The sequence below is a fragment of the Paraburkholderia sp. GAS32 genome, from assembly GCF_050434225.1.
GTDB lineage: Bacteria > Pseudomonadota > Gammaproteobacteria > Burkholderiales > Burkholderiaceae > Paraburkholderia > Paraburkholderia madseniana.
This window is the reverse complement of the sequence record NZ_JBNPVS010000023.1, coordinates 15,428-41,066: the sequence shown is the minus strand read 5'-3', so window position 1 is coordinate 41,066 and position 25,639 is coordinate 15,428. Positions and strand designations below refer to the sequence as shown.

Annotated in this window: 24 protein-coding genes; 18 read left to right on the top strand and 6 right to left on the bottom strand. The window is 62.7% G+C overall.

Annotated features, from left to right (window positions below):
• Positions 1-267: 267 nt before the first annotated feature.
• From P3T25_RS26005 to P3T25_RS25995, 3 genes are all read right to left on the bottom strand, one after another.
• Positions 268-837, bottom strand: coding sequence for a YceI family protein (locus P3T25_RS26005; protein ID WP_154566681.1), 570 nt, complete (start codon positions 835-837; stop codon positions 268-270).
• Between the two features lie 84 nt (positions 838-921).
• Positions 922-1,485, bottom strand: a complete 564-nt coding sequence (locus P3T25_RS26000) for a YceI family protein (protein WP_429359416.1) — start codon at positions 1,483-1,485, stop codon at positions 922-924.
• An 8-nt stretch (positions 1,486-1,493) separates the two neighbouring features.
• Positions 1,494-2,054, bottom strand: coding sequence for a cytochrome b (locus tag P3T25_RS25995; protein ID WP_266261552.1), 561 nt, complete (start codon positions 2,052-2,054; stop codon positions 1,494-1,496).
• Between the two features lie 449 nt (positions 2,055-2,503).
• Between P3T25_RS25995 and P3T25_RS25990 the strand changes: the two genes are divergently transcribed.
• The 8 genes from P3T25_RS25990 (at position 2,504) to P3T25_RS25955 (ending at position 12,044) form a co-directional block, all read left to right on the top strand.
• Positions 2,504-3,259: a paraquat-inducible protein A gene (locus tag P3T25_RS25990; RefSeq protein WP_429359415.1), complete on the top strand. Its 756-nt coding sequence runs from the start codon at positions 2,504-2,506 to the stop codon at positions 3,257-3,259.
• Positions 3,260-3,266: 7 nt separating this feature from the next.
• Positions 3,267-3,917, top strand: coding sequence for a paraquat-inducible protein A (locus P3T25_RS25985; protein WP_097391329.1), 651 nt, complete (start codon positions 3,267-3,269; stop codon positions 3,915-3,917).
• The gene (locus tag P3T25_RS25980) at positions 3,910-5,568 is read left to right on the top strand and encodes an intermembrane transport protein PqiB (protein WP_429359414.1); all 1,659 of its coding nucleotides are present in this window, start codon (positions 3,910-3,912) and stop codon (positions 5,566-5,568) included. Before P3T25_RS25985 ends, P3T25_RS25980 begins: the two co-directional genes overlap by 8 nt.
• Complete coding sequence (locus P3T25_RS25975) at positions 5,565-6,281, top strand: PqiC family protein (RefSeq protein ID WP_429359413.1); 717 nt, start codon at positions 5,565-5,567, stop codon at positions 6,279-6,281. The genes P3T25_RS25980 and P3T25_RS25975 overlap by 4 nt, the downstream gene beginning before the upstream one ends.
• 800 nt (positions 6,282-7,081) lie before the next feature.
• Entirely contained in the window at positions 7,082-9,196 is a 2,115-nt protein-coding gene (locus tag P3T25_RS25970) for a site-specific recombinase (RefSeq protein WP_429359412.1), read from the top strand.
• Between the two features lie 30 nt (positions 9,197-9,226).
• Positions 9,227-10,522 carry a THUMP domain-containing class I SAM-dependent RNA methyltransferase gene (locus P3T25_RS25965; protein ID WP_171926304.1) on the top strand — a complete coding sequence of 432 codons (1,296 nt, stop codon included), beginning with the start codon at positions 9,227-9,229 and terminating at the stop codon, positions 10,520-10,522.
• Between the two features lie 331 nt (positions 10,523-10,853).
• On the top strand, positions 10,854-11,237 hold the full coding sequence (locus P3T25_RS25960; RefSeq protein ID WP_429359411.1) for a VOC family protein: 384 nt from the start codon (positions 10,854-10,856) through the stop codon (positions 11,235-11,237).
• A gap of 66 nt (positions 11,238-11,303) precedes the next feature.
• Positions 11,304-12,044: a helix-turn-helix transcriptional regulator gene (locus P3T25_RS25955; protein WP_429359410.1), complete on the top strand. Its 741-nt coding sequence runs from the start codon at positions 11,304-11,306 to the stop codon at positions 12,042-12,044.
• A gap of 102 nt (positions 12,045-12,146) precedes the next feature.
• Here the strand turns inward: P3T25_RS25955 and P3T25_RS25950 are convergent, their stop codons facing one another.
• Genes P3T25_RS25950 through P3T25_RS25940 form a run of 3 tightly spaced genes read right to left on the bottom strand, consistent with a single transcriptional unit; the run spans position 12,147 to position 15,088 of the window.
• Complete coding sequence (locus P3T25_RS25950; protein ID WP_266261558.1) at positions 12,147-13,601, bottom strand: NAD(P)(+) transhydrogenase (Re/Si-specific) subunit beta; 1,455 nt, start codon at positions 13,599-13,601, stop codon at positions 12,147-12,149.
• On the bottom strand, positions 13,601-13,933 hold the full coding sequence (locus tag P3T25_RS25945; RefSeq protein ID WP_028198874.1) for an NAD(P) transhydrogenase subunit alpha: 333 nt from the start codon (positions 13,931-13,933) through the stop codon (positions 13,601-13,603). The genes P3T25_RS25950 and P3T25_RS25945 overlap by 1 nt, the downstream gene beginning before the upstream one ends.
• Positions 13,934-13,945: 12 nt before the next feature.
• The gene (locus P3T25_RS25940; protein ID WP_171926300.1) at positions 13,946-15,088 is read right to left on the bottom strand and encodes a Re/Si-specific NAD(P)(+) transhydrogenase subunit alpha; all 1,143 of its coding nucleotides are present in this window, start codon (positions 15,086-15,088) and stop codon (positions 13,946-13,948) included.
• 235 nt (positions 15,089-15,323) lie between these two features.
• Between P3T25_RS25940 and P3T25_RS25935 the strand changes: the two genes are divergently transcribed.
• The 10 genes from P3T25_RS25935 (at position 15,324) to P3T25_RS25890 (ending at position 25,545) form a co-directional block, all read left to right on the top strand.
• Complete coding sequence (locus tag P3T25_RS25935; protein ID WP_429359409.1) at positions 15,324-15,806, top strand: NUDIX hydrolase; 483 nt, start codon at positions 15,324-15,326, stop codon at positions 15,804-15,806.
• Positions 15,807-15,923: 117 nt separating this feature from the next.
• Positions 15,924-17,069, top strand: coding sequence for a tRNA 2-thiouridine(34) synthase MnmA (mnmA, locus tag P3T25_RS25930; protein WP_429359408.1), 1,146 nt, complete (start codon positions 15,924-15,926; stop codon positions 17,067-17,069).
• Positions 17,070-17,295: 226 nt separating this feature from the next.
• A complete protein-coding gene (locus P3T25_RS25925; protein WP_429359407.1) occupies positions 17,296-18,906 on the top strand; it encodes an FMN-binding glutamate synthase family protein in 1,611 nt (536 codons plus the stop codon).
• A gap of 163 nt (positions 18,907-19,069) precedes the next feature.
• The gene (locus tag P3T25_RS25920) at positions 19,070-19,654 is read left to right on the top strand and encodes an FkbM family methyltransferase (protein WP_429359406.1); all 585 of its coding nucleotides are present in this window, start codon (positions 19,070-19,072) and stop codon (positions 19,652-19,654) included.
• 12 nt (positions 19,655-19,666) lie between these two features.
• On the top strand, positions 19,667-19,915 hold the full coding sequence (locus P3T25_RS25915) for a hypothetical protein (RefSeq protein WP_429359405.1): 249 nt from the start codon (positions 19,667-19,669) through the stop codon (positions 19,913-19,915).
• Between the two features lie 208 nt (positions 19,916-20,123).
• A complete protein-coding gene (gene glyQ / locus P3T25_RS25910) occupies positions 20,124-21,131 on the top strand; it encodes a glycine--tRNA ligase subunit alpha (RefSeq protein WP_013088411.1) in 1,008 nt (335 codons plus the stop codon).
• 15 nt (positions 21,132-21,146) lie between these two features.
• Positions 21,147-23,246, top strand: coding sequence for a glycine--tRNA ligase subunit beta (glyS, locus tag P3T25_RS25905; RefSeq protein ID WP_429359404.1), 2,100 nt, complete (start codon positions 21,147-21,149; stop codon positions 23,244-23,246).
• Between the two features lie 10 nt (positions 23,247-23,256).
• The gene (gene gmhB / locus P3T25_RS25900; RefSeq protein WP_063494776.1) at positions 23,257-23,811 is read left to right on the top strand and encodes a D-glycero-beta-D-manno-heptose 1,7-bisphosphate 7-phosphatase; all 555 of its coding nucleotides are present in this window, start codon (positions 23,257-23,259) and stop codon (positions 23,809-23,811) included.
• A gap of 40 nt (positions 23,812-23,851) precedes the next feature.
• Entirely contained in the window at positions 23,852-24,610 is a 759-nt protein-coding gene (locus P3T25_RS25895; protein WP_154560580.1) for a lysophospholipid acyltransferase family protein, read from the top strand.
• A 44-nt stretch (positions 24,611-24,654) separates the two neighbouring features.
• Positions 24,655-25,545, top strand: a complete 891-nt coding sequence (locus P3T25_RS25890) for a M48 family metallopeptidase (protein ID WP_171926295.1) — start codon at positions 24,655-24,657, stop codon at positions 25,543-25,545.
• The last annotated feature ends 94 nt before the right edge of the window (positions 25,546-25,639 follow it).

Sequence of the window (25,639 nt, the reverse complement as noted above, 5' to 3'; positions counted from 1 at the left end):
ATTATTAACGTAGGTTTTACGCCGGATCTTGCCGAACTGGGTGCGCGCACAACCAATGCGGTGTCAGCGCTCTATGTACCTGAAAAATTAAAACGGCGCGAGCGGCAATTCGCTCGTGGCCATTGCACAAGGCTTCCGGCGTTTCAGGCAGGCAATAAAAAACCGCTTCATCGCAAAAGCGAACGAAGCGGTCTTTTTTTGTTGCGGCGCAACGGCCGCGCCATAAGCGACATTAAATACAGATACGCAAGAGGCTCGTTAAAGCGCTTATTGCTTGATGCCCTCGGCCTGAATATGCAGCTTGGTATCCATGCTGAAGCCGTACTTGGCACCGAAATCCATGCCGTAATCGCTACGGTTGAAATGAGCGCTCGCTTCCACGCCGCACACTTCGCGCTTGAGCACCGGATGCGGCATGCACTTGAACGATTCGATCGTCAGATTCAGCGGCTTGGTCACGCCATGGATCGTCAGGCTGCCGACCACCTGGACCGGCTTGTCACCGTCGAACTTGATATCGGTACCCTTGTAGGTCACCGACGGATACTTGGTCACATCGAAGAATTCGTCCGTCTTCAGATGCTCGTCGAGCTTGGTGTTGCCGGTTTCGACCGAAGCCGGGTCAACCGTGACGTCCACCGTGCCGGTCTTCGCTGCGCGGTCGAGCGTGACCGTGCCCGAGCTCTTGACAAACTTGCCGCGCCACACCGAGAGGCCACCGAAGTGATCCGCCTCGAAGCTTGGAAACGTGTGGGTCGGGTCGAGCTGATAGGTGTCCGCTGCAGCAAACGCGCCGAGCGAGAAAGAAGAAGCCAGTGCGCCGACGGCGATCAACAGGGATGTTTTCAATTCATGCTCCTTATGTTTTTCGGAATTCCTGACTTGAAGGAAAGCGGCTGCGCCCGGAGAGCGCGGCGAACGTCACTTGTGTGCTGCAACGAGATGAAACTTGATCACCACGTCATCGGCCACTACCGAGGTGTCTTTCCATTCGCCGGTACCGATGTCGAATTGCGAGCGTTTGATCGGCAGCGAGCCGTCGAACGTCTGGGTTGCGCCCTGCTGGGTGACCGCGACCGGCACCACGACGGTCTGCGATTTACCCTTGATGGTCAGCTTGCCGGTGACCTTGAACTGATTGCCACCGGCCGGCGCAATCGCGCTCGACACGAAGGTAGCAGTCGGATATGTCTTCGCGTCGAACCAGTCCTTGCCGCGCACCTGGTCGTTGTAGCTTTCGTCGCCGAGATCGTAGCTGGCCACGTCGATGCTGAACTGCGCACTGCCGTCGGCCGGTTTTGCCGGGTCGAACTTGACTTGCGCGGTGAACTTGCCGAATTTGCCTTCCACCGGCACGTTCATCTGCTTCGAAATTGCCGTCACCGAACTCTTCGTGACGTCGACCTGGGCGAGCGCACTGCCGGCCGCGGTCAGCGAGGCCGCAGCAAACGCGGCGAGCATGTAGCGATAAAACGAAACTTTCATGGTTATCCTTATTTGATGAAAGGGAGCATGCGCGACAGCAGGCCGTCGCGGTCCAACCATTGATGCTTGAGCGCCGCCGCGACGTGCAACGCGACCAGCACGAGCAACGTGTAATTCAGCGCGATATGCACGTTCTTCAGCAGTTCCTTGAGATGCGGGTCCGGTGCGATCAGGCGCGGCAGCGGAATCAGGCCGAGGTACACCACCGGTATGTTGGCCGCCGAGCTATACAGATAGCCGGAGGCGGGAATCGCGATCATCAGCACGTACAGCAGCAGATGCGTGAGATGCGCGGCGCCGCGCTGCCAGGCCGGCATGCGCCGCGGCATCGGCGGGGCAGCATGGGTGGCGCGCCACAGAATGCGCGGCACGGCGATCGCGAACACCGTCACGCCGATCCATTTGTGCCAGGAGAAGTAGCGCAGCTTGGTGGGCGTGAAGCCGGGGATGTCGGTCATCACCCAACCAAGCGCGAAGCCGCACACGATCAGTAGCGCGATCAGCCAGTGAAAGGCAATGGCCGTCCGCGTGTACGACTCCCGGCCACCGAAAGAAGGATTGAGTGCCATGACAGGTCAACGCAAGCTAAGAAAGGTTAACGGAGCAGCCGGCCCTGCTATTCCACGCCGCCAATGCATGCAGCATCGTGCGGCGCGATAGAAAACATGGCGGCTGCGGCACAGGCCAAGGCCGCCATGCTACCGCAAGCGGAAAAAGCTGGCTGTGTCGACCGGAGTCAGCGCTTCAGCGCTTACTCCGGTCCCATGCAAAGCCGGCACCCGGAAGTTTTCCCGCGTGCAGAACGGCATTGAACAATTGGGGCCGGACAATGTCAGAAGCAGGTATTTTTGTGTAAGACTATTCCTGATTCCGACGCCACCGGGTTCACTGCTTGCATAGGGTGCAATGGCCTGCCCCGCGGCGAAGCGCGTTTGGTACTATTGCTCCACGCTTTCTGCAGCCCCGCCCTGAAACGGGCATTGCACGCCTCCCATCACGTCGTTAGCCCTTCTGCCGTATGGACCATGACAACCTGATCGCGTGCCATGAATGCGATACGCTGTTCCGCAAGCCCCCGCTTGTCGGGCGCGTGGTCGCGCGCTGTCCGCGCTGCGGCGCGACGCTCTATCGCGGCGTCTCCCGCAAACTCGACAGCATCTGTGCGATGACGCTGGCCGCACTGATCACCTTCGTCATCGCCCAGGCCTTCCCGATCGTCGAACTCGATGCCAACGGCATCACCTCGCAAACCACGCTGTTCGGCGCGCTCGTCGCGTTATGGGGCGAGGACATGCAGATCGTCGCGGTCATGGTGTTCTGCTCGACCATCCTGTTCCCGCTGACCGAGCTGGTCGCGCTGCTCTACGTGCTGATCCCGCTGCGCGCCGGCTATGTGCCGCCCGCCTTCAACCGCGTGTTGCGCGCCATTCAATTCGTGCGGCCGTGGGGCATGATCGAAGTGTTCATGCTCGGCGTGCTGATCACCATCGTGAAGATGGTGAGTCTCGCGCGCGTGATTCCCGAAGCGGCGCTATTCGCGTTCGGCGTGCTGACGCTGATGATCGCGGTAGTCCTCACGTTCGATCCGCGCGTGCTGTGGGATGTTGCCGACGAAATGGACGACCGCGGCCCGCGGCCGTTGCCGCGCACCTCCGCGGACAGCGCGGCGGCTGCCGTCAGTTCGGTCGCCGGGCCGCCCGCGCCACCGGAGGTGCAAGCCGGGTCGCAATCCGCTTTGCCGCCAGGCGTGCCGCCGGCCCCGCATCAGGGATGAGCGCACGATGAAATACGTCACCGCGAAGCGCGCGGGTCTGGTCTCCTGCCATGCATGCGGACGCGTCGAGCCGCGCATCCGCTCCGTCACGCCGCAGCACTGCAGCCGTTGCGGCGCGGTGCTGCACCGGCGCAACCCCGACAGCCTGATGCGCACGTGGGCGCTGCTGATCGCCGCCGCCTTGCTGTATATTCCCGCGAATCTGCTGCCGGTGATGCATACCTCGTCGCTCCTCGGTTCGGAAGACGACACCATCATGAGCGGTGTCGTGTACTTCTGGACCTCGGGCGACTGGCCGCTGGCCGTGATCGTGTTCATCGCCAGCATCATGGTGCCGATGCTCAAGCTCAGTGTGCTGGTGCTGCTCACCGCCACCGCGCAGCGCCGCTCGCGCTGGCGGCCGGAGCAACGCACCACGTTGTACCGCATGGTCGAACGGATCGGGCGCTGGTCGATGCTCGACGTCTTCGTCGTCACGCTGACCGTCGCGCTGGTCCGTTTCAAGTCGCTTGCTGTGATCACGGCCGGCCCGGGCGCGATCGCCTTCGGTTCGGTGGTGATTCTGACGATGATGGCATCCATGCAATTCGATCCACGGCTCATCTGGGACAACGTGGAAGGCAGTACTCCAAAACCTCAGGACCTCGACCATGACTAGCCCGCAAGGACCGACGCCCGCCTCCGATGCGCCGCGCAACGATTCGAACGGACCGAAGCTGCCACCCCAACTGCCAGACCCCGACATCGAGCCGAAGAGCCGCTGGCTGCCCTCGCTCGTCTGGGTGATTCCGCTGATCGCCGCGCTGATCGGCGTCGCGCTCGTGATCAAGTCGGTAACCGAAAGAGGCCCGACCATCACGATCACGTTCACCAGCGCCGAAGGCCTCGAGCCCGGCAAGACCAAGGTCAAGTACAAGGACGTCGATGTCGGCTCGGTGAAGACCATCACGCTCTCGAAAGATCTGTCGCACGTGCTGGTTCAGGTGCAGCTCACCAAGGAAGGCGAAGACTTCGCGGTCAAGGATTCGCGCTTCTGGGTGGTGCGCCCTCGCGTCGGCGCGAGCGGCGTGTCCGGGCTGACCACGCTGCTCTCGGGTGCGTACATCGGCGCGGACGCCGGCCATTCACCGGACACCGAAAGAGACTTCGTCGGCCTCGAAACACCGCCGCCTATTACGGGCGACCAGAAGGGTCACCAGTTCATTCTGCACGGCGACTCGCTCGGCTCGATCGACATCGGCTCGCCGATTTTCTACCGGCGCGTGCAGGTCGGCCAGGTGGTCGGCTTTTCGCTCGACAAGGACGGCACCGGCGTGACGATGCAGGTGTTCGTGTCGGCGCCGTTCGACCAGTACGTCGGCACCAATTCGCGCTGGTGGCATGCGAGCGGCGTCGATCTGCGGCTCGACTCGAGCGGCTTCAAGCTGAATACGCAGTCGCTTGCGACGGTGATCGTCGGCGGCTTGTCGTTCCAGTCGCCGCCGGGCCAGGGCGTGGGCGCGCAGGCGCCGAACAACATGACGTTCCGCCTCGGTTCGGATGAACAGGACGCGATGCGCGAGCCGGACGGCGTGCCGTTGCGCGTGGTGATGAACTTCAATCAGTCGCTGCGTGGGCTGTCGGTCGGCGCGACGGTCGACTTCCGCGGCATCGTGCTGGGCCAGGTGACCAACATCGGCATCGACTACGATCCGAAGACCCGTAGCTTCACGATGCCGGTGACGATGAACCTGTACCCGGACCGCCTCGGCAAGCGCTTCCGCGAAACTGCACCGACACCGGGGACCCTCGCAGGTCAGGCCTTGCTGCAACAGCTCGTCAAGCATGGCCTGCGCGGCCAGTTGCGCACCGGCAATCTGATTACGAGCCAGTTGTACGTGGCGCTCGATATTTTCCCGAAAGCGCCGCCGGCCACGGTCGACGTCACAGGCGATCCGCTCGAGTTGCCGACCATCCCGAACTCGCTCGACGAGCTGCAGGTGCAAGTTGCCGACATTGCGAAGAAGCTCGACAAGGTGCCGTTCGACCAGATCGGTTCGAACCTGAACAGCGCGTTGAAGAATGCCGACCAGCTATTCACGCGACTCGACAAGGAAGTCGTGCCGGAGGCACGCGACACGCTGGCCGCGGCGAAGCAGACCTTCGGTTCGGCCGAGGCGACGTTGCAGCAGGACTCGCCGTTGCAGTCGGATGTTCATCTGGCGTTGCAGGAACTGACGCGCACGTTGCAGTCGCTGAATGCGTTGTCGGATTATCTGGAGCGTCATCCGGAATCGCTGTTGCGCGGTAAAACAGGAGATAAACCATGATGTTTGCCCGGCTCCCCCGCCCGCCGCGCGGGCTCGTGCGCGGCGCTGTTTATATCGGCGCTCTGGCCGGACTGGTGGCGATGGCGGCGTGTTCGTCGCCGAGCAGCCGCTTTTATACGCTCGGCGCGGAGGGTACGCCTGCCGGCTCCGCGGCGCCGGTTAGCGCCAGGACTTCGGCTGCGCCAGCGTGGCTGATTGAAGTCGCGCCAATCGATGTGCCGCCGCAAGTGGCGAAGAATCAGCTTGTGGTGCAGACGGGACCGACGCAGGTCCAGGTGCTCGAGCAGGAGCGTTGGGCTTCGTTGCCGGGTGACGAGATTCGTCGAGCTTTGTCGACTAGTCTTACGCAGCAGCTGGGCACAATCGATGTGTATGGCACTGCTTATCCGGATACGACGCCGGTGTATCGGGTCAGCATGAATGTGCAGCGGTTCGAGTCGTGGCCGGGGTCGCATGCGTTGATCGATGCGGTTTGGAGTGTGCGGGCTGTACGTGGTGCTGCGGTGATGACCTGTCGGAGTGTGGTGAGTGAGCCGGTGAGCGGCGGCTACGATGCGCTTGTTAATGGGCATCGCGTCGCGTTGCAGCGGATTGCTGTGCAGGTGGCTGCTGCTGTGCAGGCGATGGCTGCTGCTTATCCTAAGGGGGGCTCCGCCGGGAAGGGGGTTGCTATTGCTGTGCCGGCTTGTCCTTCTGCTGTTGTGAGTAGTTGAGGGAGGTTTTTGCCTGCGCGGCGCTTTTGTCAGTGTTCTTGTGGTGTTGGCCTTTCCTTGAATTGTTAGTGGTCTATTAGCGTTGCCCCTGTGCGGGGCGGCACCTACTTTTCTTTGCCGGCTGCAAAGAAAAGTAGGCAAGAGAAAGCGGCTCAAACCGCTCATGCTAAGTGGGTCCCGTGGTTTGCAACGGGTAGTGGTGCATCTGGAATCCGTGTTCTCGCACATTCCGCGTGAGTGACAAAGGACTCATCAGCTCCCACTCCGCACTACGTGCGTCGCGGACGGGTCTGCGTGGGAAACCAGGGGCTTCAGTTGAGCACGGTGGGGGCCGTCGGCTTCGCCTCGGCGACGCACCTCAACACTCGTCCGGGAACACCAACTTCATAATGATTTGTCGGTGTACTGCAATCACAGGCACAGTTGCAGTCACAATCGCGATGGCGGTGCAAAGGCAAGCCACGGTTCGGTGGCGAGACGCGAGCGTCAAAACGTAGCGGGTGGTTTTATGAAGTACGCTTCGGCGCGCGCAGCGCCGCCGGAAGTATGACGCCCTTGTCACTGGCGTATGCAGGTGCACGAACCCAGATTCCAGATGCACCACTATCCGTTGCAAACCACGGTGCCCACTTAGCAGGAGCGGTTTGAGCTGCTTTCTCTTGCCTACTTCTCTTTGCAGCCGGCAAAGAGAAGTAGGTGCCGCCCCGCACAGGGGCAACGCTAATAGACCACTAACAAATCAAGGAAAGGCCAAAGCCCTAAGAACACTGACAATAAGCGCCGCAGGCAAAAAAACCCAAATGCTCACCTCATTCAAAACCCTCCTAAAAAAATGGCGCGCCTCCCGCGACAGCGGCCACCAGCTCGACGCGCTGCTAGCGATCGCCGACAAGACGGCGCCATATCCAGACCGTAGCGAATGGCTGATCGAACTCGCCCACTGGATCCACCGCGGCCGCGCAGTCCACCCCGAGCAACCAGGCACCGCCAGCCCCACCCCAGCACACACAAGAATCCGCTACATGCTCAACGTGCTGGACCGCAACCCAGCCTGGAAGTCAAACGTCGCCGGCATTCTCCGTGCGCTCCTGCGCGAAAGCGACGGCCTTTCGCTTCTCTGCGATGCAGGCATGCCCGTGCACTCAGGCTTCTTCGGCGCACTCTTCGAGCGCCTCGAAGCCTCACTGATCCCGCCCGCGCCAAACCGCCGCGATCTGAGAGCAATCGTCACGCTGATGTTCAGCCAGGAACGCGACGCCGAGTGGATCGCAAATCTGCCCACCGATCTGCTCACCCGCATCCGCGCGCTCTTCGATTACGAACAGGACGACAGCGAAAAGCGCGACACCACCCCGTTCTCGCTCGACCTGCTGGCCGCCCTGCACAACCTCACCTGCCAGATCAGCTCGACCGGTCTGTCGCAAACCGTCCGCAGTCGCCTCGGTGAAGTCGACCTCGGCGATGCCGGCGGCGTGCGCGTCGCCATGGAAAAGCAGCCGTTCTACCGGCTCACGCGCGCCATGCTCGCCGTCGAAGCGGCCCATCAGGCAGTCAGCGAAGGCGCCCCGCAGGAGAAGCTGCTGCATGAGGTCAACTATCTGCGCCTGCTGCTCGACGAGTGCCGCAGCGCCACCGACAACGTCTTCGCCCATCTCTATCGCAACGGCGTCAGCGTCGATATCGTGTTCCAGGTCGAACGGATGCGCATGCGCATCGTACGCGCGGAACACCTGCTGAACGCCTGGATGGCGCAGGACGATCCGCATGCCGGCGCACGTCTCACCGCCGAACTGGTGGACGCGAACCACGCGAGTCAGAGCGTGGCGCATCTCGTACGCAGCAATTTCTCGTTGCTCGCGCGCAAGGTCGTCGAATACAGCGCCGATACCGGTGAACACTACATCGCCCGCGATCGCGCCGAATACCTGAAGATGCTGCGCATGGCGGCCGGCGGCGGGCTCGTGACCGTCGTCACGGTCTGCGTGAAATTCGCCATCACCGGCGCGCATCTGCAGTCGATGTTCGAAGGCCTGCTCGCCGGCATCAACTACGCGGCCAGCTTCCTGCTGATGCACTTCCTGCACTTCTCGCTCGCCACCAAACAACCGGCAATGACCGCGCCCACGCTCGCGCGCGAACTCGACGGCACCGGTACGCCGGCAGGCGTCGACAGCTTTGTGAGTTCGGTGACCGCGTTGATGCGCACGCAGGCAGCCGCGGTGCTCGGCAACGTGCTGCTGGTGTTTCCCGTGTGCTTCGGCGTGCAATGGGTGTGGCATGCGCTCTTCAACGCCAACATCATTTCGCCCGAGAAGGCCCACGCCACACTGCACTCGTTCTCAGTCCTGGGACCGACACCGTTCTACGCCGCGCTGACCGGCGTGCTGCTGTGGTCGTCGAGTTTGCTGTCAGGATGGGCGGACAACTGGTTCGTCCTGCATCGCGTGGCGGATGCGCTCGCCTACAACCGGCGCCTGCGCATGACGCTCGGCGCGGCCGGCACCGCCCGGCTCGCTGCCTTCTGCCGCTCGAATGTGGCGGGCGTCGTGGGCAACATCACGCTCGGCCTGATGCTCGGGCTCGTGCCGGCGATCCTCACCGCCTTCGCCTTCACTTTCGAGGTGCGTCACGTGACACTGAGCGCCGGCTCGATCGGCATCGCGCTCGGTGTGCTCGGCGAGGACGCGTTGAAGTTGCCGGAGCTGTGGTGGGCGGTTGCGGGTGTCGGCAGCATGGCGATCCTCAACGTGGCCGTGAGTTTCGCGCTCGCCTTCTACATGGCGGTGAAATCGCGCGATTTGCGGCGCAATGCGGTGCGCTCGCTGCGCGGCGCGATCTGGCAGCGGGTGTTCAGGCATCCGCTGGAGCTGGTATGGCCGGCCAAAGCGGCGCCGCACCCCGACCGCGTACAATAGCGCCTTATCTAACGCCTTCCGGCAACCTCAATGTCCTTCGATTTCTTCCTTCCCTGTCCGCGTGGCCTTGAAGCCTCGCTCGCCGCCGAACTCGCGGAAATTGCCGCGAAGCACCTGAACGGCGCGCCGTTCACGGCCGGCGCGCAAGTGCCCGGCGGTGTGCATTTCCGCGGCGGCTGGGCCGCCGGCATGGCCGCCAACCTGCACTCGCGCCTCGCGAGCCGCGTGCTGCTGAAAATCGCGCATCGGCCGTATCGCAGTGAACAGGACGTTTACGCGCTCGCGGTCGAACAGCGTTGGGAGCAGTGGTTCTCGGCAAACGAAACGCTGCGCGTGGATGTCACCGCCATCAAGTCGCCGCTGCGCAGCCTCGAATTCACGACGCTGCGTGTCAAGGACGCGATCTGCGACCGTCTTCGTGAAGTGAGCGGCGCGCGTCCGAACATCGATACCGCCGCGCCCGACGTGCGCGTGTTCGCGTTCCTCACCGCCACCGAATGCACGCTCTACCTCGACACGTCCGGCGATCCGCTCTTCAAGCGCGGCTGGCGGCTGGACAAGGGCGCGGCGCCGCTGCGCGAAAACCTCGCGGCCGGCATCCTGCGTCTGACCGGCTGGACCGCCGGCACACCGCTGTACGACCCGATGTGCGGCAGCGGCACCTTCCTTGCGGAAGCCGCTCAAGTGGCGCTGAATATCGCGCCGGGTGCGGAACGCCGCTTCGGCTTCGAGAAGCTCAAGCAATTCGACGCCAAGACCTGGCAACCGCTGAAGGCCGCCGCGCTCGACGCCAAGCACGCTGCGCGCACCTCGCGCGCCGATCTGCAGATTTTCGGCAGCGATATTTCCGGCGACATGCTCGACAAGGCGCGTGCGAACTTCCAGCGCGCCGGTCTGCCGTCGATTCCGCTCAAACAGGTCGATGCGCGCGGCATGACGGCGCCGTCGGCTGAGCCTGGCATCCTCGTCGCGAATCCGCCGTATGGCGAGCGGATCGAAGTGCGCGGCCGCAACGCGCGTGGTGAAATCCGCGAAGGCCGCGCTACGCGCGAAGGTCGCGACGACGACAGCTTCCACCGCGCCCAGGAAGAGGCACCGGACAGCGAGTTTTTCCAGTCGCTCGGCGATGCGCTGAAGCAGCGTTTCACCGGCTGGCATGCGTTCATCCTGACGTCGGATCGCAAACTGCCTGGCCAACTGCGTCTGCGTGAATCGACCAAGACCCCGCTCTTCAACGGCGCGCTCGAATGCCGGTTGTTCCGTTTCGATCTGATCGCGGGCAGCGTTCGCCAGCGGCCGCAGAACAACGACACACCGGCAGCGTAAGCCGGAGCAGAGCAACATCGAAAAAACCGCGGATTCTGGTCCGCGGTTTTTCTTCGCCGGTAGCTCGGCGATCGGCCGGGGTTGGGTCCCACCTGTTGTCACACAAGCTTCTCCGTTCCTCCGTTCGCGGCCGCCTCGCCCCGCCATTCGGCCATCCCGCGCGCTCTGCCGCTTTACCATCCCGCCACGGCTGCCGGCTCATCGACCACCACGTCCTTTTGCTACGCCCGCCACTCCCTACTGACACTACGCTGTCAGTAGCCCCCACGCACACTCCTTCTCACGCCATCCGGCGCTTTGCATGGCTTACCGCCATCCCCAGGAGAGTGTCATGTCCGCATCATCCAAAGTTGTTGCATGGTTTGAGATTCCGTCCGTCGATTTCGAGCGCGCCGTTCGCTTTTACGAAGCCGCGCTCGACGTCAAACTGACTCGCGAGGGAATCGGCGGCCAGCCGATTGCCATCTTCGGCTACGAGGAACCGGCCACCGGCGGTGCGATCATCCATAGCCCGTCGATGACGCCCTCCGACGACGGCGTGCTCGTCTATCTGAACGCCCGGCCGACCGTCGACGCCACCCTCGCCCGCATCGAAATGGCCGGTGGCAAGACCGATGGTCCGGTGATCAAGTTGCCGCAGGACATCGGCTACATCGCGTTCTTCACCGACACGGAAGGCAACCGCCTGGGCCTGCATTCGCTCACCAACGGCTAATACCCAACGCGGCGCACAAGCGCGGCGGCCAGCAGGCACCGCGCAGAACGCTGACCGGAGCGCGGCATGCGGCGCTATCATCGCGGGACTGTTCCTGTCCTTTTCTACAAGACGCCCACGATGACGCGCCGCGCCGACCGTCTGTTCCAGATCGCCGAACTGTTGCGCGGACGGCGTCTGACCACTGCGCAACAACTCGCCGACTGGCTGCATATCTCGCTGCGCACGGTCTATCGCGACGTGCGCGATCTGCAACTGTCAGGCGTGCCAATCGAAGGCGAAGCGGGCATCGGCTACCGGTTGAGCCGCGCGGCAAGCCTGCCGCCGCTTACCTTCACCGCCGATGAACTGGCCGCGCTCGCAGCAGGCGCGCGGATGCTCGAATCGTGGGGCGGCGCCGGCTTCGCGAGCGGCGCACGCGGGGCGTTGGCGAAGATCGCCTCGGCGATGCCCGCCGACAAGCGCGCAACGATCGAACGTCTGGCGATCTTCGCGCCGTCGTTTCATATCAAGGCGGAGTTTTCAGCGAAGGTGGACGTGCTGCATCGGGCGATCGATGCACGTCAGGTGGTGAGTTTTGCCTATACCGATGCGAATAGCGCAGAGACCGAGCGGCGCGTGTGGCCGCTGTCGCTGGCTTATTGGGGCGCGCGCTGGACGCTCGGCGCGTGGTGCGAATTGCGCAGCGATTTCCGCAATTTCGGGTTGCAGCGGATCCGGGATCTTGAGGTACTCGAAACGTATCCAGATCAGGAAGGACGACGATTGGCGGATTGGCTGCGGCATGTGAATGCGAAGCCGCGGTGAATCACGAAGCGCCTTGCCTCGGCCAGATTTCGCGCACGCATCAGCCGCGTATCTGGCGGTTCGCGGCCCGCCGCGAGGCAGGCCGCGTAGCACAGTAGCGCGTTATTCCACCGCCTTCACCATATCCTCAATCACCTTCTTCGCGTCGCCGAACACCATCATCGTCTTGTCCATGTAGAACAGGTCGTTGTCGAGACCGGCGTAACCCGCTGCCATCGAACGCTTGTTCACGATGACGGTACGTGCCTTATACGCCTCAATGATCGGCATGCCCGCGATCGGCGACTTCGGGTCGTTCTTCGCGGCCGGGTTCACCACGTCGTTCGCACCGAGCACCAGCACCACGTCCACCTGACCGAACTCGCCGTTGATATCGTCCATTTCATAGACCATGTCGTACGGCACTTCGGCTTCGGCGAGCAGCACGTTCATGTGGCCAGGCATCCGGCCGGCCACCGGGTGAATCGCGTACTTCACCTCGATGCCCTTCTCGACCAGCTTGTCGGTCAGCTCCTTCAACGCATGCTGCGCGCGTGCGACCGCAAGACCGTAACCCGGCACGATCACCACGGTTTCGGCATTGCCGAGCATGAACGAAGCGTCATCAGCCGAACCGGATTTCACCGGACGCTGCTCTGCCGACCCACCTGCTGCCGCCGCACCCGCCTCGTTACCGAAGCCGCCGAGAATCACGTTGAAGAACGAGCGGTTCATCGCCCGGCACATGATGTACGACAGGATCGCACCCGACGAACCCACCAGCGAGCCCGCGATGATCAGCATCGGATTGTTCAGCGAGAAGCCGATACCCGCCGCCGCCCAGCCCGAGTACGAGTTGAGCATCGACACGACCACCGGCATGTCCGCGCCGCCAATCGGGATGATGATCAGCACGCCGAGCACGAACGCGATGATCGTCATGATGATGAACGGCAGCCACGATTGCGTGAGGAAGAAGATCACGCCGAAGCCGAGCATCCCGATCGCAAGGAACAGGTTGATCAGGTGCTGACCTGCATAGACCACCGGTGCGCCCTGAAACAGCCGGAACTTGTACTTGCCCGACAGCTTGCCGAACGCGATCACCGAACCGGAGAACGTAATCGCGCCAACGAACGTGCCGATGAACAGCTCGACGCGATTGCCATACGGCAGAAAGCCCGGCACCGGATTCTCCGGATCGACCAGACCGAAGGCCGACGGCTCCGAGACCACCGCATACGCAATGCATACGGCCGCCAGACCGATCAGCGAGTGCATCGCCGCGACCAGTTCCGGCATCTTGGTCATCTCGACGCGCGCGGCGACAAACGCGCCGATCGCGCCGCCGATCACCAGGGCGACCAGCAGCAGGCCAAGCCCCAGCCCAAGGTTCGAGCCGAGCGCATTCGCCTGTTTGACGATCAGCGCGATGGTGGTGAGGATCGCAATCGCCATCCCGACCATGCCGAAGGTATTGCCGGTGCGCGCCGTCTTCGGATTCGACAGCCCCTTGAGCGCCTGAATGAAACAGACCGACGCAACCAGATAAAGCAGCGTGACGACGTTCAGACTCATTACGCGTTCTCCTTGGCCGTCTTGTCAGCGATGAGCTTCTTCGGCTCTTTCTTGCGGAACATCTCCAGCATTCGCCTCGTCACCAGGAATCCGCCGAACACGTTCACCGCCGCGAGCGCGACAGCCAGCGTGCCGAAGAACTTGCCGGTGTCGCCTACGGTGAGGCCTGCTGCGAGCATCGCGCCGACGATCACGATCGCCGAGATCGCGTTGGTCACCGCCATCAGCGGCGTGTGCAGCGCGGGCGTGACGTTCCAGACGACGTGGTAGCCGACGTAAATCGCCAGCACGAAGATGATCAGGTTGATGACGGTGTGGTTGATGACTTCCATCGCCGTTCTCCTCTATGCCTTGCGCGTGACTTCGCCGTCACGGGCCAGCAGCGTGGCCGCGACGATGTCGTCTGCGAGATCGATGTTCAGGGCGCCTTCCTTGGTGATGATCAGCTTCAGGAAGTCGAGCAGGTTGCGTGCGTATAGGGACGACGCATCGGCGGGCACCATCGAAGCCAGATTCGTATAGCCGACGATCTGCACGCCATGTTTCAGAACAACCTGGTCCGCTTCGGTGAGCGGACAGTTGCCGCCGCGCCGGCCTTCGTATTCGGCGCCGCGGCCTGCCGCGAGGTCGACCAGCACGGAGCCGGGTTTCATCGCCTGCACGGTTTCTACCGAGATCAGCGTCGGTGCGGCGCGGCCTGGGATCAGGGCGGTGGAAATCACCACATCGGCCTGCTTCGCGCGCTCGTGAACCAGTGCCGATTGCCGTGCAAGCCACGAAGGCGGCATCGGCCGCGCGTAGCCACCGACGCCCTGCGCGGCTTCACGCTCCTCATCGGTTTCGTAAGGGACATCAAGGAATTTGGCGCCGAGCGATTCGATCTGCTCTTTCACCGCCGGACGCACGTCCGAGGCTTCGATCACGGCGCCCAGGCGCTTGGCGGTCGCGATGGCCTGCAGACCGGCCACACCTGCGCCGAGAATCAGAACACGGGCCGCTTTCACGGTGCCCGCCGCGGTCATCAGCATCGGCATGAAGCGGGGATAAAGCGTGGCAGCCAGCAGCACCGCCTTGTATCCGGCGATGTTCGCCTGCGACGACAGCACGTCAAGGCTCTGCGCACGGGTGGTTCTTGGCGCGGCTTCCAGAGCGAACGCAGTTATGCCCGCGGCCGCCAGCTTTGATGAGTTTTCGGTATTAAACGGATCAAGCATGCCGACCAGCGTCGCGCCGCGCTTCAGAAGCGGCAACTCGGCATCGGTCGGCGACTGGACCTTGAGGACCAGATCAGCCCCAAAAGCGGTAGCCGCGTCGACAATTTCCGCGCCGGCGGCTGTAAAAGCTTCGTCAGGAAAGCTTGCGCCGGTGCCGGCGCCGCTCTGGATCGTGACCCGGTGGCCCTGGGTCACATACTTCTTGACCGTTTCGGGCGTCGCGGCGACGCGGGTTTCGTGCGCGCGCGTCTCGGCTGGCACTCCGATGTGCATCTTTTCTCCTCCTCGACTTCCTGTTTTACGACAGAGCTGCCGACGAGGCACGCCGGCTTGCAAGTGCAACGGCTAACGGCGTCACTTTAACCGAAACCTGGGGGTGCGCAGAAATCGGGGACAATCCGGGGGTGCCCGGCGGGCGACGCGGCTCGTCGGCTGGGGCTGAGCGGCCCTCGCAGCCGCCCGCCCGCTTCCAGGCAGCCCAGGCCCATAAACGGTAAAATGCGCACCCATGAAACCGGAAACTTGGCTGCCGCACGTCACCGTTGCGGCCATCGTCGAGCGTGACGGGCGTTTTCTCGTCGTCGAGGAACATACCGTCGACGGCGTGCGCCTGAATCAGCCCGCCGGCCATCTGGAAGCGGGCGAAACGCTTCTGGAAGCGGTCATCCGCGAAACGCTCGAGGAAACCGCGCAACCGTTCACGCCCGAGGCGCTGGTCGGCATGTATATGACGCATTTCGAGCGGCCCGGCAGTGAGGGCGTGACGTATCTGCGCTTCACCTATTGCGGCACGAGCGGCAAAGCGGATACCGGGCGCGCGCTCGATCCCGACATCGTCCGCACACTGTGGATGAGCGCCGACGAACTACGCGCCTGCCCCGAACGACATCGCACGCCGCTTGTCATGCAATGTCTCGACGATTACCTCGCGGGACGGCGTTTCCCGCTCGACTTCGTGCACACGCATTCGGTCGGGCGAAAACAGGCGTAAATAGACGTACGCAACCCGCACAAGCGGTCCTGATCCGTCACGAGCGACCAGGCAGGCGACAGGGCAACACGGTCAACCCACGATCAACGAAGTCACGCAGTACCCAGTGAGCACCTTATGAGCAAGCAGAAAGTCGTAGTAGGCATGTCGGGCGGCGTCGATTCGTCGGTTACCGCGTGGCTGCTGAAGGAACAGGGCTACGACGTAGTCGGCCTGTTCATGAAAAACTGGGAAGACGATGACGACAGCGAGTACTGCTCGACGCGCCAGGACTGGATCGACGTCGTCTCGGTAGCGGACCTGATCGGCATCGACGTGGAAGCGGTCAACTTCGCCGCCGAATACAAAGACCGCGTGTTCGCCGAATTCCTGCGTGAATATTCGGCTGGCCGCACGCCGAATCCGGACGTGCTGTGCAACGCCGAAATCAAGTTCAAGGCCTTCCTCGATCACGCGATGTCGCTCGGCGCGGAAACCATCGCGACCGGCCACTATGCGCGCGTGCGCGAGAACAACGGCCGCTTCGAACTGCTGAAGGCCTTCGATCATACGAAGGACCAGTCGTACTTCCTGCATCGGCTGAACCAGGCGCAGTTGTCGAAGACGCTGTTTCCGCTCGGCGAGATTCCGAAAACCAAAGTCCGCGAGATCGCCGAACAGATCGCGCTGCCGAATGCGAAGAAGAAAGATTCGACCGGCATCTGCTTCATCGGCGAACGGCCGTTCCGCGACTTCCTGAACCGCTATCTGCCGACCAAACCCGGCCCGATGAAAACCACCGACGGCAACGTGGTCGGCGAACACATCGGCCTCGCGTTTTACACCTTCGGGCAGCGCAAGGGCATTGGCCTCGGCGGCAGCAAGGAAGGCAGCGGCGAGCCGTGGTTCGTCGCCGGCAAGGATATTGCGTCGAACACGCTGTATGTCGCGCAAGGCCATGACCATCCGTGGCTGCTGAGCCATACGCTTTCCGCAGGCAATACGAGCTGGGTCGCGGGCGAACCGCCGGCTGACGGTTTCGCGTGCGGCGCGAAAACCCGCTACCGGCAAGCGGACGCACCGTGCTCCTTCAGCGCGGCAGGTGTCGGCGAAGGCCTCTTCGAGCTGAATTTCGACGCCGCGCAATGGGCTGTCACACCGGGGCAATCTGCGGTGCTCTACGATGGCGACGTATGTCTCGGCGGCGGCATCATCGAACACGCGGTGACCGGGCAGCCAACGGCGCGCCAGCCGCAACAGGCAGCATTGCTCACCGCCCGTTGAACCATGAGTTCGATCGTGCGGCAACGCTTCGGCGCCGCCGCACGCGCTTAACCTGCATGCCTTATCTTCAAGCTTCAGACTTCACGCTTCACCCATACGTTTCACCTTCGAGCCGCAGCTGGCTTCACCATAACAAACAGGTGTTCGTTCCCCTCGCGGCAGACTCCGTTTGCGCCGGCAGCGTTGACGATCCCTCCGCGACGATCCTCACTGCACTGGAGCCCCCATGTTTTCTCGACGTTATCTGGCGATGTGGTGCGCAGTCGTGCTGTTCGCCATCTGTGCCCTGTTTGCCGCGACGAATCACATTTCGTGGTTCTGGATCATCGTGCCGGTGGCGCTCGTCGCGCTCGGCCTGTTCGATCTGACGCAGCAGCATCACGCAATTCTGCGTAACTATCCGCTGTGGGGCCACTTCCGTTTCCTGTTCGAATTCATCCGCCCGGAAATCCGCCAGTATTTCGTCGAGGACGATACCGACGAGAAACCGTTCTCGCGCGCGCAACGCAGCATCGTCTATCAGCGCGCGAAGAACGATGTGGACAGCCGCCCGTACGGCACCGAGCTCGACGTCAAAGCCATTGCGCACGAATGGATCAGCCACTCGCTCGCGCCGACCACGCTCGATAACCACGACTTCCGTATCGTCGTCGGCCCGGACCGTGCACAGCCCTATTCGATGTCGATCTTCAACGTCTCCGCGATGAGCTTCGGCTCGCTGTCGGCGAACGCGATCATGGCGCTGAACCTCGGCGCGAAGAAGGGCAACTTCGCGCACGACACCGGCGAAGGTTCGATGTCGAAATACCACCGCGAGCATGGCGGCGACATCATCTGGGAAATCGCCTCGGGCTATTTCGGCTGTCGTAACGACGACGGCACCTTCAGCGCGGAGAAGTTCGCGAAGCAGGCTGCCGAGCCGCAAGTGAAGATGATCGAGGTGAAGCTCTCGCAAGGCGCGAAGCCTGGTCACGGCGGCGTGCTGCCGGCCGCGAAGATCACGCCCGAGATTGCGGAAACGCGCGGCGTTCCGATGGGCCGCGATTGCATCTCGCCCGCCACCCACTCCGAATTCTCGTCGCCGCGCGGCCTGCTCGAATTCGTCGACCGTTTGCGCACGCTGTCAGGCGGCAAGCCGACCGGGTTCAAGCTGTGCATCGGGCATCCGTGGGAATTCTTCGGCATTGCGAAGGCGATGCTCGAAACGGGAATTCTGCCGGACTTTATCGTGGTCGACGGTGCGGAAGGCGGCACGGGCGCAGCGCCACTGGAGTTCACCGATCACGTCGGCGTGCCGTTGCAGGAAGGCTTGCTGCTGGTGCACAACACGCTCGTCGGCATCGGCTTGCGTCAGCGCATCCGCATCGGTGCGAGCGGCAAGATGATTACTGCGTTCGATATCACCAAGACGCTGGCGATCGGCGCGGATTGGGTCAACGCGGCGCGTGGCTTCATGTTCGCGGTCGGTTGCATTCAGGCCCAGACCTGCCACACCGGCCGCTGCCCGACGGGCGTCGCGACGCAGGATCCGGTTCGTCAGCGCGCGCTGGTCGTGCCGGACAAGGCCGAGCGCGTGTTCAACTTCCATCACAACACGCTGCATGCGCTGAAGGAAATCATTCAGGCGGCGGGGCTCAAGCATCCGGCGGAGCTGCGCGCGCATCACATCGTGCGGCGCGTGTCGTCGCATGAAGTGCGGTTGATGTCCGACCTGTTGAAGTATCTCGATCCGAACGATCTGCTGAAGGGCAACTATCGCTACACGTTGTACGAGAAATATTGGCCTATGGCGCAAAGCGATTCGTTTGCGCCGAAAGTTGAACTGGCCGCGACGTAAGGCAGTTGTGGCGGCGATTGGCTTGTGAACCAGTCGCCGCTTAAGTCTCAGATTTAGACGACGAGTTCTTGCAGAAAGATAAGAATCCTTAGGAACCCGTCTTATATACAACCGCGGCGACGGGCCGTACATTGGCAGGGTCTTCTGCATCCGCTTAATGTTCATGCTTACACCCCCTCCTGCTCCGCTGCCGCTTGGCGCTCATACGCAACTCGTCCAGACCCGCCACGGCTGGATGCTCGCCAATCCGAACGACTTCTATCTCGGCCGCGCGCTCATCGAATACGGTGAATGCAGCGAACTCGAATCTGCCGTGTTACGGCAGTTGCTGGTGCAGCCAGGCATCGTCGTGGAAGTCGGCGCGAATATCGGCGTTCACACGATCATGCTGGCGCGTGAGGCGCAGGCGCGTCACCAGGTGCTCGTCGCGTTCGAGCCTCAGCCGGTGATTTTTCAAAACCTCTGTGCGAATCTCGCGGCCAATGGTCTGCGCAACGTGCTCGCGTGGCCGTACGCGTGCGGCGCGACTGCGGGGACATTGCATTTTGCGCGACCGGATTACGATGCGCCGGGCAACTTCGGCGGCGTGTCGATGCAGACCGAGGCTGCGGCGAATACGCTCCCGGTTCCGTGCGTGCGGCTGGACGATGCACTGCGCTCACATACCGTGGGGCTGCTGAAGCTCGACGTGGAAGGGTTCGAGTTGAACGCACTGCTAGGGGCTGAGGAAACGATTGCCTGCTCGTGACCGGTGATTTATGTGGAAAACGATTGGCTCGATCAGTCACGGGCTTTGATCGAGTGGTTGTGGTCGAAGGAATACCGGTTGTGGTGGCACTTGCCGCTTTTGTTCAATCCGGGCAATTTCTTTGGACGCTCGGAGAATATCTACGGCCGCGTGGTGTCCTGCAATATGCTGGCGCTTCCGCGGGAACTGGAGATGGAGATTGACGGGTTCGTCGAAGTGACGGATTCGGCGACGCATGCGTTGATGAGTTTGAGCAGTTAGCGGACGGGACACATCCCGACAAAACGAACGACAATCGGCCGCATGAAGCGGCCTTTTTCCGTTTGAAGAACACTTCAGTCCCCGTCCGACCCCGCAAAACGGACACCCCCCTCCCTTTCCGTTAAAATCTACGGTTTAGCACTTCGCTCCACGGCCAGCTCGCGCGCTCCGGCGCTTGCGGCGCGGCCCTATGCCCGAAAGGCACTTCATGCTCACGTTTCAGCAAATCATCCTGACACTGCAGTCCTACTGGGACAAGCAGGGTTGCGCGTTGCTCCAGCCGATCGACATGGAAGTCGGCGCGGGCACGTCCCACGTCCATACTTTCCTGCGCGCAATCGGTCCGGAACCGTGGCGAGCCGCCTATGTGCAGCCGTCGCGCCGCCCGAAAGACGGCCGCTACGGCGAGAACCCGAACCGCCTGCAGCATTACTACCAGTATCAGGTCGTGCTGAAGCCGGCGCCGGAAAACATCCTCGACCTGTACCTCGGCTCGCTCGAAGCCCTCGGTTTTGACCTGAAGCAGAACGACGTGCGCTTCGTCGAAGACGACTGGGAAAATCCCACGCTCGGCGCCTGGGGTCTGGGCTGGGAAGTGTGGCTGAACGGCATGGAAGTCACCCAGTTCACCTACTTCCAGCAAGTCGGCGGTCTGGATTGCAAGCCGGTGCTGGGCGAAATCACCTACGGTCTCGAACGTCTCGCGATGTATCTGCAGAAAGTCGAGAACGTCTACGACCTCGTCTGGACCGAGTGGGAAGAGCAAGGCCCGAACGGCCCGGAACTTCGTCGCCTGACTTACGGCGACGTGTACCACCAGAACGAAGTCGAACAGTCGACCTACAACTTCGAGCATGCGAACGTCGATCTGCTGTTCACGTTCTTCAACAGCTACGAAGCAGAAGCCAAGCGCATGATCGACGCGCAGATCGCGCTGCCCGCTTATGAGCTGGTGCTGAAGGCCGGCCACACGTTCAACCTGCTGGACGCCCGCGGGGCGATCTCGGTCACGGAACGTGCCGCGTATATCGGCCGGATTCGCGCGCTGTCGCGTCTGGTTGCACAGGCTTACTACGACTCACGCGAAAAGCTCGGTTTCCCGATGCTCGGCAATCCGGTGCACGGCGTGCCCGGCCTCACGACCGACGAGCAAGATGCCGCAATGCCCGCGTGGGCGCCGCCGCTGAAAGTCGAACGCAAGATCGACCAGGACTGACGAGAACACCAAGAAATGACTCAACCCCATCAAGCTACCCTGCTCGTCGAGCTGCTGACCGAAGAACTGCCGCCGAAAGCGCTCGCGCGTCTGGGCGACGCCTTCGCCGAAGGCATTGCGCAACGCCTCGCGGCGCGCGACCTGGTCGAAGGCGAACTGTCGTTCGAACGTTACGCCACGCCGCGCCGTCTCGCCGTCACGATCAAGAACGTGCGTTCGGTCGCGCCGGAAAAACACGTGCGAGAAAAAGTGCTGCCGGTTTCCGTCGCGCTGGATAAAGACGGCCAGCCCACGGCACCGCTCGCCAAGAAACTGGCCGCGCTCGGCTTCCCCGATTTTTCGGTGAACGACCTGGAGCGCGCGCAGGACGGTAAGGCCGAAGCCTTCTTCCTGCGCTACGCCGCGCCGGGCGCCACGCTCGCCGAAGGCCTGCAAGCAGCGCTCGACGAAACGATCGCCAAGTTGCCGATTCCGAAGCCGATGACGTATCAACGCCCGGACGGCACCAGTGTGCAGTTCGTGCGTCCGGCGCATCGTCTGACCACGTTGCACGGCGAACAGGTGGTGCCGGTCACGGCACTGGGCGTCGATGCCGACGACACCACGCTCGGCCACCGCTTCCTGTCCGAAGGCTTCGTGCAGATCCAGCACGCGGATTCGTACGCCGATACGCTGATGCACAAGGGCCGTGTGGTCGCGAATTTCGCCGACCGCAAGGAGGCCATCCGCACCCATCTGCTCGAGCAAGCCGACGGCGATCAGGTCGTGATGCCCGAATCGCTGCTGGATGAAGTGAATTCGCTGGTCGAATGGCCGGTAGTCTACGCCTGCCGTTTCGAGGACGAATTCCTGCAAGTGCCGCAGGAATGCCTGATCCTGACGATGCAGACGAACCAGAAATACTTCGCGTTGACGGATGCGAACGGCAAGCTGCGCTCGCGCTTCCTGATCGTGTCGAACATCGAAACGAAGACGCCGGGCGATATCGTCGAAGGTAACGAACGCGTGGTGCGTCCGCGTCTGGCCGATGCGAAGTTCTTCTTCGAGCAGGACAAGAAGAAGCCGCTCGCCGACCGCGTGCCGCTACTCGCGAACGTCGTGTATCACAACAAGCTGGGGTCGGCGCTGCAACGCGTCGAGCGCGTCGAAGCGCTGGCGGGGGCAATTGCCTCGCTGATCGGCGCAGATGTCGCGCTCGCAAAGCGCGCCGCGCGTCTGGCCAAGGCCGACCTGATCACCGACATGGTCGGTGAATTCCCCGAGTTGCAAGGCACGATGGGCACGTACTACGCGCGCCACGACGGCGAGCCGGAAGAAGTCGCGCTGGCGTGCTCGGAACACTATCAGCCGCGTTTCTCCGGCGATGCCTTACCGGCCACGGCAACCGGCACCGTCGTCGCGCTCGCCGACAAGCTCGAAACGCTGGTCGGCATCTGGGGCATCGGCCTGCAACCCACCGGCGAGAAAGACCCGTTCGCGCTGCGCCGTCATGCGCTCGGCGTGCTGCGGATTCTGGTCGAGAAGCAATTGCCGGTCGACCTGATCGAACTGTTGCGCACCGCTTACGCGCAATTCGCCACCGTGCCGGGCGTCGCCGATTCGACGCAAGCGATCTACGAATTCAGCATGGACCGCCTGCGCGGTCTGCTGCGCGAACGCGGCTACGCGCCCGGCGAAATCGACGCGGTGCTGGCACTGAACCCGACGCGCCTCGACGACATCGTCGCGCGCCTTGATGCAGTCCGCGAATTCGCGGCACTGCCGGAAGCAGCATCGCTCGCAGCGGCCAACAAGCGGATTTCGAACATCCTGAAGAAATCGGAAGGTTCAGCGACCGGCGGTGTGCAGGTTGCACTGCTGACCGAAGCGGCCGAAAAAGCCTTGCATGCGCAACTCGAACAGGTTGCACCGCGCGTGCAATCGCAACTCGCCGCACGCGACTACACGGGCGCACTCACCGCGCTCGCCGCGCTGCGCGAACCGGTCGACACGTTCTTCAACGACGTGATGGTCAACGCCGAAGATCCGGCGTTGCGCGCCAACCGTCTGGCCTTGCTCGGCGCACTGCATCAGCAGATGAATTGCGTCGCCGACATTTCCCGACTCGCCGCCTGAGCCCCGCGCCATGCCAACCAAAAAGGTGGTGATTCTCGACCGCGACGGCGTGATCAACGTCGATTCCGACGCGTTCATCAAGTCGCCGGACGAATGGGTTGCCCTGCCCGGCTCGCTCGAAGCGATCGCGCGGCTGAACCAGGCGGGTTATCGCGTGGCGATCGCGACCAACCAGTCCGGCATCGGCCGCGGTCTCTTCGACATGAACGCGCTCAATGCGATGCATCTGAAAATGCATCGCATGGCGGCGGCGGTCGGCGGGCGCATCGACGCCGTGTTCTTCTGCCCGCACACGGCGCAAGATCAATGCGAATGCCGCAAACCGAAGCCCGGCATGCTGAAGATGATCGCCGAACGTTTCGAAGTCGATCCGCACCATACGCCGGTGGTCGGCGACGCGATGCGTGATCTGCAAGCGGGTGCCTCGCTCGGCCATCCGACGCATCTGGTGCTGACCGGCAAGGGCCGCAAGACGCTCGCAGCCGGCGGCCTGCCCGAGGGTACGCGTGTGCACGACGACCTGCGTGCGTTCGCACTCGACTTCCTTTCCGACGCTCACGAGTGACGCGCACCACGCGCGTCCCCAACCCTCACTGACCCCGCCGATGCGCTTCATCCGTTCTTTGCTGCTGCTGATCTACTTCGTGCTCTTCACGGTGCCGTACGCAACCGCGTGCTTCATCGCGTTTCCGTTCATGCGCGCCGACAATCGCTACTGGATGGCGGCCGGCTGGTGCCGCGCCACGCTTCACACGGTGCGTTGGCTGAACGGCATCCGCTACAAGATCGAGGGCTATGAGAACCTGCCTAACGGTCCGGCCGTGCTGCTGTCGAAGCATCAATCGGCATGGGAAACGCTGGCGTTTCCGGCGCTGATGCCACGGCCGCTGTGCTACGTGTTCAAGCGCGAGCTGCTGTACGTGCCGTTTTTCGGCTGGGCGTTGGGCATGCTGAAGATGGTCCACATCGACCGCAAGGAAGGCAAGTACGCGTTCGAATCGGTCATCAAGCAAGGCAAGCAGCGCATGGCCGAAGGTGCCTGGGTCATCATGTTTCCGGAAGGCACACGTACGCCGACCGGCAAGCAAGGCAAGTACAAAACCGGCGGCGCGCGTTTTGCGATTGCTACCGGCGCGCCGGTCGTGCCGATCGCACACAACGCCGGACGTGTGTGGCCGCGCAACTCGTTTCTCAAATATGCGGGTATAGTCACAGTGTCGATCGGCAAGCCGATCGACACGACGGGGCTCACGCCCGATGAAGTGAACACGCGCGTCGAAAAGTGGATCGAAGCTGAAATGCGTCGCATCGATCCTACCGCGTACCGCGCGGCGGAAAGCAGCTCCGCCGCCGCACCAATCTGACGCGCCCGCGCCCTCGAAGGCGCATTTGCGCGAAGCCGAATCCGATGCAGAAGTCTCCTACGTCGCAGCCCGCTGCGGCGCTCGATAACCGGCAGCTCGATCTCCCGCTCTTCGCCGAGCCGGGGTCGACGTCGTCGTCCCCAACACCCTCCGCACCAACGGCGGGCTCGCAGAGCGGGCAGCAGCCGGTCGTGCCGCTCGCACCGGACGGCACCAAGCTGCGCAGCCTCACCATTGGTTCGCGCACGCTGCACTATGCGCTCAAGCGCTCGGCACGCCGCTCGATCGGCTTTGCGATCGACAGCACCGGCCTGATGATTACCGCACCACGTTGGGTCACGCTCGCGGATATCGAAACCGCGATCACCGAAAAGCAGCGCTGGATTTTTACGAAGCTGATCGAATGGCAAACGCGTGTCGAACAGCGCGCGTTGCCCAAGGTCGACTGGAAAGATGGTGCGGAAGTGCCGTATCTCGGTCAGCCGGTGCGCGTGAAACTCGGCTCGCCGCAAGGCACGCTCGCGTTCAATGCGGATGAAGCCGCACTGCAAGTGCCGCTGCCGTTGCAAGCGGACCCGCAGCAGATCAAGGATCGCGTGCAAGGCTGGCTGCAAGGCGAAGCAAAGCGCCTGTTCGGCGAACGCCTCGCAATCTACGCGGAGAAGCTGGGCGTCAACTATCGCGCGTATGCGCTCTCTTCCGCGGCCACGCGTTGGGGCAGTTGTTCGAGCGATGGGAAAATCCGCCTGAACTGGCGGTTGATTCACTTCCCCCTGTCGATCATCGATTACGTCGTGGCGCACGAACTCGCGCATCTGCGCGAGATGAATCACAGTCCGCGCTTCTGGGAGACTGTCGAATCGATTTTTCCGGAATTCCGCGAGGCGCGGCAGACGTTGAAGTCGCATCCGCCGGAATTGCTGCCGACGCTTTAAGGCCTTCAGATCCTCTTTGGCCTTCTTCGGCCCTTCAGGACTTCGGCCATGCAGACTTAAAGCCGGCGCCTCAGCGCGAAGCGCCAGCCTTCTA